Here is a 14,552-nt window from a genome sequence, read left to right on the forward strand (position 1 = left end):
ACTGATGCGCAAGCCCGCCGTCGTCGTCGCCGTCCTGGTGTGCCTTGGCACGCTGGGCGGTGGGGCGTTCGCGGTTGCTGCCCAGGATGCGTCCGGCCAGGACGATTCCAGGCGCAGCATCGTGATCACCAACGACGACGGCGGGCTGGCCACGGTGGCCCTGCCCGGCGACACCTTCGCGGTCAGCTACCGCAACTCGCTCTACGGAACGCTCGCAGAGGAACGCTACACGGTCCTCCCCGACGGCAGTTTCCGGCTTGACCAGATCGCCGCCGACCAGCTCGCGGTGCTCGAGGAATATTACGGCGTCCCCGGCGCCCCCACCCCCGCGGACCCCACCGACCGGCGGAAGTACGTGGTCGACCCCGACCCGGAGCACCCCGCCGTCTTCAACGACCTTTCCATTGCCGCCACCGACCTCGGTGAACGCACCCTCCACCTGCCCGGAGCAGCGCCCGTTTCGCTGTGGTCCCTGGTCGACGACGATCAGCCCTTCATCCTGCTAGACATCAAGGAGACCCCATGACCGAGCGAATTGACGGCGACGGCGCCCTCAAAGCCGGCACGCCGCACCGCCCCACCCCGAGCGAGACGCTCGATCCGAGCCGTCGCGACGAGGCTCGAATACCTGACGATGCGCAGGTCAACCCAATCGACCGCAGCGACGAGATCGATGAAGACGCGCTGATCGCCGAGTTTGAGGCGGAGAAGCCTTCCCGGCAGCTGACCGGAATTCCGGCTCTGGTGGTCAAGATTGGCGGCGCTGGGCTTTCCCTGTTCGCGCTGTACTGGGTGTTCAACCCGATGGCGACCCAGTTCTACCTGCCCGCGTTCCTGATGATCGGGCTGTCCCTGACGTTCCTCGTATACCGGGGGTGGGGCCGGTCGGCGAAGGCCAAGGATGCAGGCAAGTCCGACAATCCGCATCTGCTCGACTGGGTGCTCGCCGCCGTCGCCATCGTCCCGTTCGCCTACATCATTTCCGACTGGGACCCGTTCTTCCGCCGGGCCATCGTGCCGACCTACCTCGACCTGATCATGGGCGTCATCGCCATCCTGGTGGTCCTTGAGGCAGCCAGGCGCACCGTCGGCATCCTGGTGCCACTGGTGGTGCTGGGGTTCTTCGCCTACGCCTACTGGGGCCCGCTCTTCCCCGCTCCGTTCACCACCTCGTCCTTCGACTGGATCCGCCTGGTGGGCCACAACGTGATGGGGACGCAGGGGATCTTCGGCGTGCCCACTGACGTCGCCGCCACCTACATCATCCTGTTCACCATTTACGGTGCGGTCCTGGGCGCTTCGGGTGCCACGAAGTTCTTCATTGACCTCTCCTTCTCGGCGTTCGGCCAGTCCAAGTCCGGCCCCGGCCGGACCGTCACCCTCGCCGGCTTCCTGCTTGGTACCGTCTCCGGCTCGGGCGTCGCCACCACCGTGACCCTCGGCGGCATCTCCTGGCCGCTGCTGCGGAAGGCCGGTTATCCGAAGGAACACGGCGGTGGCATCCTCGCCGCCGCTGGTATCGGCGCGATCATGTCCCCTCCGACCCTCGGTGCAGCGGCGTTCATCATTGCCGCTCTCCTCGGAGTGTCCTATCTTGAGGTGCTGATCTGGGCGACCATCCCCACCCTCCTCTATTACTTCGGCATCATTCTCGCCATCGAAATGGACGCCCGACGGTTCAAGACCAAGGCCGTCGTCATGGACCACAAGCCCGTGGGCAAGCTCCTGCTGCGCTTCGGCTACCACTTCAGCTCGCTGCTCGCCATCGTGGTGTTCATGGCCATGGGCATGACGCCGTTCCGTGCCGTGGTTTTCGCGACCGTGCTCGCCTTCGTGCTGAGCTTCTTCGACCGTGAGTCGTGGATGACTCCGAAGAAGATCTTCGACGCACTGGCTACCGGCGCCACCGGCGCCCTCTCCGTCATCCCCGTGATGGCTGCGGCGGGCCTGATCGTCGGCATCATGACCCTCACCGGCCTCGGCCTCAAACTCGCCAGCATCATCGTCGACTTCGCCGGCGGCAGCCTGCTGCTCACCGCGATCTTCTCGGCCACCGCCGTGATCCTGCTCGGCCTGGCCGTCCCGGTCACCGCGAGCTTCATCATCTCCTGGGTGATCATCGGGCCCGCCCTGCAGGATGTGGGAGTGGCACCCTTCGCCGCCGCGATGTTCATCTTCTACTACTCGGTGCTCAGCGAGGTGTCGCCTCCAACGGCGCTTTCCCCGTTCGCTGCGTCCGCTATTACCGGCGGCAAGCCGATCAAGACCATGTGGCTCACCTGGCGTTACACCCTGTCCGCCTTCCTGGTGCCGTTCATCTTCGTCCTTTCCGGCTCGGGCGTGGGTCTGTTGCTCCAGGGCGGCGTCGCCACCGTTGCGCTCGCCTTCTCGGTGTCGCTCCTCGCGGTGGCGTCGCTCGCGGTCTCCACGGGCGGCTGGCTGCTCGGACCGGCACGCTGGCCGGAACGGGTCATCCTGGCCATCGGTTCCCTGCCGCTGCTCACCCTTGACCCGTTGTACATCGGGATCGGCGTCGCAATCATTGCCGTCGGCGTGGTGGTGCACCTGATCGGACGGAAACGGCATCCGTACGATCCGGACACCGACCCACCCGTCGCGGACGCCGGTACTCCCCATTCGGCTGGTACTACTGGTACTGCTGACACGGTTGAGGGTGCAGAAGCCAAGGCCACCTCAACCGGTACGACGTCGGCCGCCTCCTCGGGGCGCGGGGCGCACCGCGCGCAGTCGTCATCCTCGTCAGGGTCGCCGTCGTCAGGGTCACCGTCCTCGCCGGCGTCGAACACCGCCTCAACGAAGACAACGGATCCCACCGCTTCATGACCACAGCACCGTCGACGCATGCAGCAGTCACCATGCTGCAGGCCGTCTCCGTCACCACCACAGGGGTGCTTCCTGCCTTCCTGCTGGGTGCGTTGGCGGTGCAGATCCGCGGGGATCTGAACATCGGTCCGGCCGAAATGGGGATGGCAGCCGCCACCCTGTTCACCGTGTCCGGTGTGCTGGCCCGCCCGCTCGGCGGGCTGGTACAGCGGATTGGTGCGGCGAAGGGCATGGTCGCGTCGGCCACCCTCGCCGCCGTCGCGCTGGCCGGTGCCGGTCTGGCCCCGACATTCGCGCTGCTGATCGTCGCCCTGTTTGTCGGCGGGCTGGCCAACGCCATGGCCCAGCCGTCGGCGAACCTGGGCATCTCCCGGGCGGTCAATCCGAACCGGTTGGGGTTGGCGTTCGGCGTCAAGCAGTCGTCCATTCCGGCGGCTTCGATGATCGCCGGGATCGCCGTCCCGGTGATTGCCCTCGCCGTGGGCTGGCGGTACGCGTTCCTGCTCGGCTCGCTGATGGCCATTGCTATCGCGGTCTGGGCCTTCTTTAGCGCACCCGGGACCCGTCCGACCCAGCACGGGGAAGCCCCGAAGGCTGACCGCGGCACTCCCAGGGGTGGCCTGGTGATGCTGAGCGTGGGCGCCGGGCTCGCGGCAGCGGCGGCCACGTCGCTGGGCGTCTTCCTCGTGGACTCGGCGGTGCAGTCCGGGATGGCACCCGGAACCGCTGGCCTGTTGTTCGCTGGCGCAGCGCTGCTGGGACTGGTGATCCGGATTATGCTGGGCCTCGCCATGGACAGGTATCCGCACCGCAGTCCACTGGTGCTGATCACCAACCTGCTGGCCCTCGGCGTGATCGGGTACCTGCTGCTCGCCCTGGGCACCAGTTCCCTACTGTTCGTGGTCGGGGCGCTGCTGGCCTACGGCGCCGGGTGGACCTGGCCCGGTCTGGTGCACTTCGCCGTGGTTCGGGACAACCGGGCCAACGCTGCCACCGCCACCGGGGTGATCCAGACCGGCCTGTCCCTCGGTGCCGCAGCTGGTCCGCTGTTGTTTGGACTGCTGACCGCCGCCACCTCGTATGACACTGCCTGGCTGGCGGCCGCCGTCGTCGCCGCACTGGCCGCCGTGACCTTCACGGTGGCGCGGCGGATGATCCGCCGGTCGCGGGCACTGACCGCTGCCGAAACGTCAGCTGCCGAAGCCTCGGATACCGCTGCCGGAGAACCAGACCACACCCTGACCCCCATGGAGGAGAAGAGATGACACCCATGCGTTTTGCAGTGGTGGGAGGTGGCATTGTTGGTGCCGCCGTCGCCCGCCGGCTGCTGCAGGTCCAGCCCGACGCCGAGGTCACCGTGCTGGAGAAGGAGCCCATCCTCGCCGGGCACCAGACCGGCCGGAACTCCGGCGTGGTGCACGCCGGGCTGTACTACACGCCCGGATCGCTGAAGGCACGGCTCTGCCGGCAGGGCGTGGAAATGCTCAAGGAGTATTGCGAAGAGAAGGGCCTGCCCTACGACGAGTGCGGCAAGGTGCTCGTCGCCCGCAATCCCGTCGAGGAGGGCCGGCTCGGCGACATCATGGAGCGTGCCGGCGCCAACGGGGTACCCGGTGTCCGCATCATCAACCAGGCCGAACTGCTGGAACTCGAACCCCATGTCAAGGGCACCTCGGGGCTACACTCGCCCCACACCGCGATCGTCGACTACGGCGCCATCACCCGTTCTCTCGCCATGGATGTGGAGGCCGCCGGTGGCACTGTCCACACCAACTTCGAGGTCACCGGTCTGACCGAACGCGCCGGGCAAACGGTGGTTACGGGCAAGCATCGCGGCATCGAAACGTCCGACGCCTACGACACGGTGATCGTCTGCGCCGGTCTGCAGGCGGACCGGGTGGCGAAGCTCGCCGGCGACGACGACGACCCCAAGATTGTGCCCTTCCGCGGCGAATACTATCTGCTCCGCCCGGAACGCAAGCACCTGGTCCGCGGACTGGTTTACCCGGTGCCGGATCCCCGGTACCCGTTCCTCGGCGTGCACTTGACCCCGACCACCGACGGCGAGGTGATGGTGGGCCCCAACGCGGTGCTCGCCCTGGCCCGCGAAGGCTACAAGTGGTCCACCATCTCGCTCCGCGACCTCAAGGACGCCGTGATGTACTCGGGCTTCCGGTCCTTCGCGAAGCAGCACTGGCGTACCGGTGCCGCCGAGATGCTCGGGTCGCTGAGCAAGCGCCGATTCATCGCGGAGGCCCGCAAGTACGTCCCCGAGATCACCGCCGACGACGTCGTCCCCGGCCCCCGCGGCATCCGCGCCCAGGCGCTGACCCGCGACGGTTCGCTGGTCGACGATTTCCGGATCACCCGGCAGGGCTCGGTGCTGTCCGTCAGGAATGCGCCCTCCCCCGCCGCCACCTCTTCACTTGCCATCGCCGAGCACATTGTCTCGCTGGCACTCGAGAACAGCTCCGACCGAAAGGACACTTCGTCCCTGTGACTACAAACCCTTCACCCAACTCCCCCGTCTCCCCGCTCGCCCGAGGCCTCTGGGGCGTGCTCGCCACCCCCTTCCACGGCGGTGACTTCGCCGTCGACACCGAGTCGCTCCGCAGCGAGGTCCGCCTCTACACCGGGCTGAACGCCACCGGCATGGTGGTCCTCGGCGTGTTTGGTGAAGGCGTCACCCTGGACACCGCCGAACAGACCCTGATCGTTCAGACCGTCGCCGAGGAGGCCGGAAACACCCCGCTGGTGGTCGGCCTGTCGGCACGGTCGACGGCGGTCGCCGTCGAGCAGGCACGCACCGCCGTCGCCGCGGCTGGCAGCAACCTGGGTGCACTAATGGTGCAGGCGAACAGCGCCAACCCCGAGCTGCTCGCCTTCCATCTCTCGGCAATCAACGAGGTCATCCCCGCTGACACGGGCGCCGGGATTGTGCTGCAGGACTACCCGGTGGCCTCCGGTGTGAAGATCAGCGCCGCGCAGATCCTCAAGGTCCTGGAGCTGTGTCCGTTCATCAGCGCCGTGAAGTCCGAAGCGCCGCCGACGGCCGTCCCCATCGCCGCGCTCACCGCCGCCACCACGGTGCCGGTGTTCGGTGGACTGGGCGGCGTCGGGCTGCTCGATGAGCTGGCCGCCGGCGCCGCGGGCGCTATGACCGGCTTCTCCCACCCGGAAGGGCTGCAGGCGGCGCTGGCCGCGTTCGCCGACGGCGGTTTCCCGGCGGCCCGCGCAGCGTTTGCCCCGTGGCTGCCGCTGGCGAACTTCGAGGGTCAGCCCGGGATTGGGCTAGCCGTCCGCAAGGAGATTCTGCGCCGCCGCGGCATCATCGCCGACGCCGCGGTGCGCCCGCCCTCCCCCACGTTGCCGCCGGCGCTTGCCGACATGATTGACGCCCACCTTGCTGCTGTGAAGGAGATTGCCTGATGGATACCGGACTCAAGGGGAAGAATGTACTGGTGCCGGGCGCGAGCTCGGGCATCGGCCTGGCCATTGCCCAGGCGCTGGCCGAGGAAGGAGCCAACGTGGTCCTCGTCGCCCGCCGCGAGGACGTGGTGCAGGCCGAAGCGGCCCGGCTGCCCTCCGCCGTCGGAATCGCCATGGACCTGACCGACGACGGCGCCCCCGCCGCGCTGGTCGAGGCCGCCGGGAAGGCTTTCGGGCCGATCGACGTGCTGATCCTCAACAGCGGCGGCCCGCCTCCCGGGGGTGCAGCGGACGTCAGCGACGAGCAAGCCCTCGCCGCCGTACACCAGCTGCTGCTGCAGCACATGCGCCTGACCAACCTGGTGCTGCCCGGCATGCGCGAGCGCGGCTGGGGCCGGATCGTTGCGGTCGGGTCCAGCGGTGTCCAGCAGCCGCTGCCCAACCTGGCACTCTCCAATATCGGCCGGGCCGGGCTGGCCGGCTACCTCAAGACGCTCGCCGCCGAAGTGGCGGCCGACGGCGTCACCGTGAACATGGTGCTCCCGGGCCGGATCGACACGGACCGGGTGGCGTCGCTCGACGCCGCGGCGGCCAAGCGGACCGGCAGCACCCCCGACGAGGCCCGCGCCGCGTCGGAAAAGACCATCCCCGCCGGCCGGTACGGTGCTCCCGAGGAGTTCGGCGCCGTCGTCGCGTTCCTCGCCAGCGTCCCCGCCGCCTACGTGACAGGCGAACAGATCCGCTGCGACGGCGGCCTGGTCCGCGCGTACTAGCCATCGCTGTTCCTGACCTTTCGTGACCCTCTCGATTCTGTATCTCTTGACTCTGTATCTCTCGACTCTGAACAGAAAGAAGCGCTGACCATGCATCTGGCCTCAGTCCGCGAAGGCGGCGACGAACTCGCCGCAGTGATCCACCCCGAGCGCGGTGTCGCGCTGGTGCGCGATCTCATTCCAGGCTTCACCGGTGACCTGTTGGAGCTGCTGGCCACCGATTCGCTCGGGAAGCTGGAGTCCTTCGCCGAGTCGGCGGACAACGCGGTGTTCCGTGACCGCGGCTCGGTGACCTTCGGCGCCCCGTACCGGCATCCCCGAATGCTGTGGGGCATCGGCCTGAACTATGTGGAGCACGCGTCCGACCTGTCCGAGGGCGTCCCGGACGAGCCGGCGTCGTTCATCAAGGGCGACCACACCATCATCGGGCCGGGCGAAAACATCACCATCCCGAACCAGAGCGTGCGCACCACCGCCGAGGCCGAGCTGGGCCTCGTCATCGGCAGCTACTGCCGCGACGTGGAACCGGAGGATGCACTGTCCTACGTGGCCGGCGTCGTGACCCTGCTGGACCAAACGGCCGAGGACATCCTGGAGAAGAACCCCCGGTTCCTCACCCGGTCCAAAAACTTCCCCAGCTTCTTCTCCTTCGGGCCGGAGATCGTGCCCCTGGCAGAGGTGGCCGACGACGCCGGGTCGCTGGCCGCCGTCGAGGTGTCCACCGTGATCAACGGCGAGGTGCACCGCAGCAACGTGGTGGGCAACATGAGGTACTCCCCCGAGTACCTGGTCAGCTTCCACAGCAAGGTGATGCCGCTCTACCCGGGCGACATCATCTCCACCGGCACCCCCGGCGCCGTGCACATCAGGGCGGGCGACGTGGCGGAGTGCCGCGTCCCGGGCGTCGGTGTGCTCAGCAACCCGGTGGTCGACCAGGAAGCTGGCTCTGGTCGGGAAGACAGCGTTCATCAGGAAGGCCATGGCGGTCATGAGTAGCCCCTCCGACGACGGGTTCCCGGCGGGACCCCTGGACGGCATCAAGGTAGCCGACTTCTCCCGGGTGCTCGCCGGACCGTTCGCCTCGATGATGCTGGCCGATTTCGGGGCCGACGTCATCAAGGTGGAAAGCCCCTCCGGTGACGACACCCGCAGCTGGACTCCTCCCGTGGACGAGTACGGGGTAGGCACCTATTTTTCCAGCGTGAACCGCAACAAGCGCTCGGTGGTCTGCGATCTGACCACTGAAGAGGGCCAGGCGACGGCGCTGGAGATCGCGTTGACGGCCGACGTCGTGATTGAGAACTTCCGGCCCGGCATCATGGAGCGGTTCGGGCTGGACTACGAGTCCCTCAAGGACCGCCGGCCGGACCTGATCTACTGCTCCATCACCGGGTTTGGGAGCGCCGCCGGCGCGCACCTGCCGGGCTATGACCTGCTGGTGCAGGCTGTCGGCGGGCTGATGAGCGTCACCGGTGGGCTGGATTCCGAGCCGAGCAAGGTCGGCGTCGCACTGGTGGACGTGGTGACCGGGCAGAACGCCGTCGTCGGGGTCCTCGCCGCCCTGCGGTCGCTGGAGCAGACCGGGGTGGGTCAGCGGGTGGATGTGAACCTGTTGTCGTCACTGCTGTCGGGGCTGGTGAACCAGGCGTCGAGCACCCTGGCCACCGGTGAATCGCCGCAGCGGATGGGCAACGCGCACCCGAGCATCGCGCCGTATGAGACGCTGCGAACCGCCGATGGTCCGCTGGCCGTCGCCGTCGGGACTGATAAGCAGTTTGCCGGACTGGTCCGGGTGCTCGGCGTGCCCGAGCTCGCCGGCGATGAACGGTTCGCCGGGAACTCGAACCGGGTGGCCAACCGGGTGGTCCTGAAGTCCCTGCTGGAAGAGCAGCTGGGCTCGAAGTCCGCCGCTGACTGGTCGGAGCTGCTCAGTATCGCCGGTGTGCCCGCCGGGAAGGTGAACTCGATTGTCGAGGCGCTGGAACTGGCGGACACGCTGGGTCTCGCCCCCGTCGTCGAGATTGCCAATGCTGACGGGTCACGAACCAGCCAGCAGGTCGCCAACCCCATTCACCTGTCTGGGACTCCCGCCCGGTACCGGCGCCCGCCACCCCTCCTCGGCGAGCACAATGGCGCCGCCTTTGACCTCCCCGCCATTCCCGCACTCCACCACCTACAGTGAAAGCAGGATCCCCAGTGACCTCCTCAACCATTGAAAGCAGAACCATGACTGACATGTCAGACCTGATCGGCATTGACACGCTCCTCTCCCCTGAGGAAATCACCCTGCGGGAGACCGTGCGGTCCTTCGTGGACACCGAGATCAAGCCGAACATCGCCCAGTGGTACGACGACGCCGTCTTCCCGATGGAGATCGTCCCGCAGATGGCCGAGCTGGGCCTGCTCGGCATGCACCTCAAGGGCTACGGCTGCCCCGGAAAATCGTCGGTGGAGTACGGGCTGGCGGCGATGGAGCTGGAGGCTGGCGATTCGGGTCTGCGGACCTTCGTGTCGGTGCAGGGCTCGCTGGCGATGAGCGCCATCTACAAGCACGGCTCGGAGGAGCAGAAGACCGAGTGGCTGCCGCAGATGGCTGCCGGGACCGCGATCGGCGCGTTCGGGCTGACCGAGCCGACTGCCGGGTCTGATCCCGGCGCGATGCAGACCTTCGCGAAGCGCGACGGGTCCGACTGGATCCTCAACGGTGCCAAGCGCTGGATCGGCCTGGCTTCGGTGGCAAAGCTCGCCATCATCTGGGCGATGACCGACGACGGCGTCCGCGGCTTCGTGGTGCCGACCGACAGCCCGGGGTTCGTGGCGACGCCGATCAAGCAGAAGCTCTCCATGCGGGCGTCCATCCAGTGCGACATCACCCTGACGGACATCCGGTTGCCGGAGAGCGCGATGCTCCCGAACGCCAAGGGACTGCGCGGCCCGTTCGAGTGCCTGAATGAAGCCCGGTACGGCATCATCTGGGGCGCCATGGGTGCTGCCCGCGATAGCTACCTCACGGCGCTGGCCTACTCGCAGGAGCGTCTGCAGTTTGGGAAGCCGCTGTCCGGGTACCAGCTGACGCAGGAGAAGCTGGTGAACATGGCGTTGGAAATCAACAAGGGAACGCTGCTCGCGTTGCAGCTGGGCCGGTTGAAGGATGCCGGGACCCTGCAGCCGTACCAGATCTCGGTGGGCAAGCTGAACAACTGCCGCGAGGCGATTGCGATCTGCCGTGAGGCGCGGGCGATGCTCGGCGGCAATGGCGTCACCCTCGATTACTCGCCGCTGCGGCACGCGAACAACCTGGAGAGCGTCAGGACCTATGAGGGTACCGACGAGGTGCACACCCTGATCCTGGGCAACCACATCACCGGCGTCCCCGCGTTCCGGTGAGTGAAGCCGCTGCCCGCGCGTCTTCAGCTCCCGGCGGTATTCCCGCCACCGGCATCCGCAAGGGTCTGACCAACTACGGGGACGCCGAGTTCTCGCTGTTCCTGCGGAAGGCGTTCATCAAGGGTGCCGGGTATTCCGACGACGCCCTCGACCGGCCGGTGATCGGGATCATCAACACGGGCAGCGGCTTCAACCCGTGCCATGGCAACATGCCGGCGCTGCTGGAGGCGGTGAAGCGTGGGGTGATGCTCGCCGGCGGGCTGCCGGTGGACTTCCCCACAATCTCCATCCACGAGAGCTTTTCGCAGCCCACCAGCATGTTCCTGCGGAACCTGATGTCGATGGACACCGAGGAGATGATCCGGGCCCAACCGATGGACGCCGTCGTGCTGATCGGCGGCTGCGACAAAACCGTCCCCGCCCAGCTGATGGGTGCCGCGTCAGCCGGGGTACCGGCGATTTCGCTGGTGACCGGCTCAATGCTGCCCGGCGGCTACCGGGGCGAGCGGGTCGGTGCGTGCACGGACTGCCGGTCGTTCTGGGGCAAGTTCCGGGGCGGGGAGATTTCCAAACCAGAGATCGACGACGTGAACTCGCGGCTGGTCGGCAGCGTCGGCACGTGCTCGGTGATGGGCACGGCCAGCACCATGGCCTGCCTGACCGAGGCGATGGGCATCGCGATGCCGGGATCGGCGTCGGCTCCCGCGGTCACGGCCGACCGGGTGCGGATCGCTGAGGCGACCGGGACGCAGGCTGTTGCCCTGGCGGCGGCTGGCACGAAGATGGACACCATCCTCACCCAGGAGTCATTCGAGAATGGGCTGCGGGTGCTGCTCGCCATCGGTGGCTCGACGAACGCGATCATTCACCTGACCGCAGTGGCAGGTCGGTTGGGCATCCGGTTGTCGCTGGAGCAGCTGGACCGGATGAGCACTGAGACGCCGGTCCTGGTGGATCTCAAACCCTCCGGGAAGTACTACATGGAGGATTTCCATCGTGCCGGCGGCGTTCCCGCAGTGCTGCGGGAGCTGGGGTCGCTGATACACCGGGAGGTGCCGACGGTGACGGGCAGGACGCTCGGTGACGAGATTGACGACGCCGGCCCCGGCTTTCCGCAGGACATCATCCGACCACTCTCCAACCCGGTGTATCCGGAGGGAAGCCTCGCGTTCCTTCGCGGGAACCTGGCTCCGGGTGGGGCGATCATCAAGCAGGCGGCAGTATCGCCGGCACTGCTGGAGCACACCGGTCCTGCCGTGGTGTTCGAGAATACGGCGGATCTTGCGGCGCGGATCGATGATCCCGATCTGGACGTCACCGCCGATTCGGTCCTGGTGTTGAAGAACATTGGACCGGTCGGAGCACCCGGCATGCCCGAAGCCGGATACCTACCCATCCCGAAGAAGCTCGCTTCCCAGGGTGTCCGCGACATGGTGCGCATCTCGGACGGCAGGATGTCCGGCACCGCAGCCGGCGCAGTGGTGCTCCATGTAACGCCTGAGACAGCAGTAGGCGGGCCACTGCGACTGGTGCAGACCGGGGACACGATCACATTGAGTGTGAGCCGTCGCCTGATCCAGTTGGAGGTGTCGGATGCGGAGCTGGCCCAGCGTGAGGAGGCTATGGGCCCGGCAGCGCCGGTTGTCCCGGAGCGTGGCTATCGGAAGCTGTTTGTCACTGAGGTAACCCAGGCGGACGAGGGCTGCGACTTCCGCTTCCTTCAGGGTTAGATACCTCGACGATCTGACCACCAACTCGGCAATCGCTACGGAAATGCCGCGCGAGGTCATCCGAACCATCCCAGAAGCTTCCACAGCCTTCTGGGAGGGACCACGCTCACGTTCAACGTCCTACGCTATGGTCATCTAGACTGCCGAAGAAGGCAGTAGGTGACAATATAGGGGAATCGTGGACGTTGCAGAACTCGTACTGGAGTACATCAAGGTTTTGGTGTGGCCGGGGATTGCCATCGCTGCAATTCTGATGTTCCGGACCCAGCTCGGAGAGTTCATCACGAACATCGCGTCGGCCGTCAAGCGAGTGAAGAAGGTTAGCGCCCCAGGGACTTCATTGGAACTGGCTGAGTTCGTTTCCGAACTGAGCGAACGAGTCGAAGATGCCGTGCAGACGTCCAATATCGACGGCACCAACCGGACATCCCCCGACCCGAGCGAAGACAGTCTGGACGATCTGACTATTGGGAAAATTATGCGGATCTGGGGCGAGATCGAAAAATCCACCCGATATCTCTCTGAACTGCAAGCCCCGACAAGCACAAGGCTTCGTTTCAATTTCCGAGAGCAAGTGAAGTTATTGGTTTCTGAGGGCCTCTTTACGCCTCAATTTGCGGATTCGCTAACTCAGGCCTTCAAAATTCGAACTCAGATCGCCCATGGCACATGGACCCTACCCCTTGGCACCTTCGACGACTACGTTCGCTCAATCGTCAGACTGAACAATGAGCTCGCGTTCCTCTGCAAGGGCGCCCTCTGAAGTTCTCCGAAACAGTCTTCGTAAGTTACGGTTTTCCGGGGCGCTGCCGATCGCGGAGGCCAGAGACTGCGTCCGCGAAGAGGCTTATCTGCCGGGTCTAGCTATGCGGAAATCCGCGGACCTCCACCCAGGATGCCCGGGACGCGTTCACCATCGCCGACACCGCATGGACCATCCCTACACATCGCGGGCGGTGAGCCGGGGTGGAGAAGTACTCGCCGGATCTAAAGGTCCTCGCAGGCTTCAACGCGGATCTGAACCAGCACTCAATGCGTTCGGTCGATCAACTCGGTGTCATCAAGACCACTGCTCGTTAGCGTAGCCCGCAAGCCAACCGATCTATCCGGATTCCTGAGTGCGTTCGCCTAAATCAGATACTCGTGATGATTACCACGCTCGCACCGAAGATGTAGGCCAGCCCGAATAGCAACGGGACCCAGACCTCGAGGTGAGTGAATGCCCAGTAGGTTGATTTCTCCCTCTCTTCGCCGCGCAGCGCCTTCCACTCTCCGTTCCACCAAGGTGAAGCTGGTAGTCGACGTTCCAGAGCACCGATAACAGCGAACTTACCCGAGTTAAGTTGCCTATAAGAGCGAACCAACCAGAACCATGCAAAGCACAGCCCCAGAGTGAGCAGCAGCGCCGGTAGTAGATACCAAGCTGGGAGCCCTTCTGGACGATCCTTCCAGAATACGGAAACCAGAGCAATGATCGCCGTATTCAAGGTCAGGAAAAACGTATTCGCGAGACCTCGGCGAATAGAAACGCGATCGGCCATCTCGACGTAAAGCTGGTACTGTTCCATAACCGCGGCCTGATACTTATCATCTTGGGCATAGTACGCCTTGATCTGTGCCTCGTCGTTCCACAGAGTTTGGGTGACATCATCGGGATTCGCGGGCTCGGCAACCCTAAAGTATGTGTTCCAAAATTCCATACGATCAGTATCTCGCCGGAATCTAGCCGAACACACCTACGCCACGCATGAGATGTATAAATTCCAACTCAGGCTCTCATCAATGGAGACGGACCCATGATTTCGCCACCGGATCGGCTCGGGAACTTCACCCCGAACATGCGTCGGTGTCACGTTCTGTCGGATTTCTCAAAGGGAACACCCATCAAATGCCTGAGGTAGTCGGATATTTCGCCCATGAGCAAGTGCGTCTGTCCTGTACGGTAGAAGATCGTGTCGCGATTTCGCACCATGAAGGGCAAATCTTCAGGAACAGTATTGCAAAGTTGCACTATTGGCTTTCCAAGCGCATGCGCGTACCCGACCTCAAGCAAGACATTAGGTTCGGCTGTTGATAAATCCGCAATCACCGCGTAGCAGTTCTTTATTTGACGATAGGTTTCTGACACAGAGTCTTGGCCATGTTTCAATAAATCCACACGAATTGGGATGAATCCAACGCTTCTTACTGCTCCACAAATAGCTACATGATAGACGTCCTCGAACACAGAATCGAAAGGCATGGCCGCGAAAACTGTTTCCGAATTATCTGAAAAGTATTCTGTCGGCATATCAGGCTCTTCACAATGGAGGGTGTAGTCGGGGTTGGCGCGTCGGTCCAGTGATTGGGGTCGGGATCTTCAGATGATGGAAGTTCTCACACAACCCAT

13 protein-coding genes and 1 pseudogene are annotated in these 14,552 nt (G+C 65.1%); 12 read left to right on the forward strand and 2 right to left on the reverse strand.

What is annotated here, in order from left to right:
* Window positions 1–4 precede the first annotated feature (4 nt).
* The 12 genes and pseudogenes from IWX64_RS02590 to IWX64_RS17225 all read left to right on the forward strand — a co-directional run.
* Complete coding sequence (locus IWX64_RS02590; protein ID WP_196865545.1) at window positions 5–526, forward strand: hypothetical protein; 522 nt, start codon at window positions 5–7, stop codon at window positions 524–526.
* Window positions 523–2,844 carry a TRAP transporter permease gene (locus IWX64_RS02595; RefSeq protein ID WP_196865546.1) on the forward strand — a complete coding sequence of 774 codons (2,322 nt, stop codon included), beginning with the start codon at window positions 523–525 and terminating at the stop codon, window positions 2,842–2,844. The genes IWX64_RS02590 and IWX64_RS02595 overlap by 4 nt, the downstream gene beginning before the upstream one ends.
* Window positions 2,841–4,109, forward strand: coding sequence for an MFS transporter (locus tag IWX64_RS02600; RefSeq protein WP_245345540.1), 1,269 nt, complete (start codon window positions 2,841–2,843; stop codon window positions 4,107–4,109). The genes IWX64_RS02595 and IWX64_RS02600 overlap by 4 nt, the downstream gene beginning before the upstream one ends.
* Window positions 4,106–5,344 carry an L-2-hydroxyglutarate oxidase gene (gene lhgO / locus IWX64_RS02605; protein ID WP_196865547.1) on the forward strand — a complete coding sequence of 413 codons (1,239 nt, stop codon included), beginning with the start codon at window positions 4,106–4,108 and terminating at the stop codon, window positions 5,342–5,344. Before IWX64_RS02600 ends, lhgO begins: the two co-directional genes overlap by 4 nt.
* Window positions 5,341–6,273, forward strand: a complete 933-nt coding sequence (locus tag IWX64_RS02610) for a dihydrodipicolinate synthase family protein (RefSeq protein ID WP_196865548.1) — start codon at window positions 5,341–5,343, stop codon at window positions 6,271–6,273. The genes lhgO and IWX64_RS02610 overlap by 4 nt, the downstream gene beginning before the upstream one ends.
* Window positions 6,273–7,046, forward strand: coding sequence for an SDR family oxidoreductase (locus tag IWX64_RS02615; RefSeq protein ID WP_196865549.1), 774 nt, complete (start codon window positions 6,273–6,275; stop codon window positions 7,044–7,046). The genes IWX64_RS02610 and IWX64_RS02615 overlap by 1 nt, the downstream gene beginning before the upstream one ends.
* A 90-nt stretch (window positions 7,047–7,136) precedes the next feature.
* Window positions 7,137–8,042, forward strand: a complete 906-nt coding sequence (locus tag IWX64_RS02620) for a fumarylacetoacetate hydrolase family protein (protein ID WP_196865550.1) — start codon at window positions 7,137–7,139, stop codon at window positions 8,040–8,042.
* A complete protein-coding gene (locus IWX64_RS02625; RefSeq protein WP_196865551.1) occupies window positions 8,035–9,228 on the forward strand; it encodes a CaiB/BaiF CoA transferase family protein in 1,194 nt (397 codons plus the stop codon). The genes IWX64_RS02620 and IWX64_RS02625 overlap by 8 nt, the downstream gene beginning before the upstream one ends.
* 44 nt (window positions 9,229–9,272) lie before the next feature.
* Complete coding sequence (locus IWX64_RS02630) at window positions 9,273–10,433, forward strand: acyl-CoA dehydrogenase family protein (protein ID WP_196865552.1); 1,161 nt, start codon at window positions 9,273–9,275, stop codon at window positions 10,431–10,433.
* Window positions 10,430–12,163, forward strand: a complete 1,734-nt coding sequence (locus IWX64_RS02635) for an IlvD/Edd family dehydratase (protein ID WP_196865553.1) — start codon at window positions 10,430–10,432, stop codon at window positions 12,161–12,163. The genes IWX64_RS02630 and IWX64_RS02635 overlap by 4 nt, the downstream gene beginning before the upstream one ends.
* A gap of 178 nt (window positions 12,164–12,341) precedes the next feature.
* A complete protein-coding gene (locus tag IWX64_RS02640; RefSeq protein WP_196865554.1) occupies window positions 12,342–12,926 on the forward strand; it encodes a hypothetical protein in 585 nt (194 codons plus the stop codon).
* Window positions 12,927–12,963: 37 nt separating this feature from the next.
* Window positions 12,964–13,201: pseudogene (locus IWX64_RS17225) on the forward strand (IS110 family transposase); the annotation flags it as partial.
* Between the two features lie 95 nt (window positions 13,202–13,296).
* On the opposite strand, the gene IWX64_RS02645 reads toward IWX64_RS17225, so the two are convergent.
* Entirely contained in the window at window positions 13,297–13,863 is a 567-nt protein-coding gene (locus IWX64_RS02645; RefSeq protein WP_196865555.1) for a RipA family octameric membrane protein, read from the reverse strand.
* A gap of 149 nt (window positions 13,864–14,012) precedes the next feature.
* A complete protein-coding gene (locus IWX64_RS02650) occupies window positions 14,013–14,453 on the reverse strand; it encodes a nucleoside 2-deoxyribosyltransferase (RefSeq protein WP_196865556.1) in 441 nt (146 codons plus the stop codon).
* Window positions 14,454–14,552 lie beyond the last annotated feature (99 nt).

This window comes from Arthrobacter sp. CAN_A212 (genome assembly GCF_015752345.1).
Classification (GTDB): domain Bacteria; phylum Actinomycetota; class Actinomycetes; order Actinomycetales; family Micrococcaceae; genus Arthrobacter_D.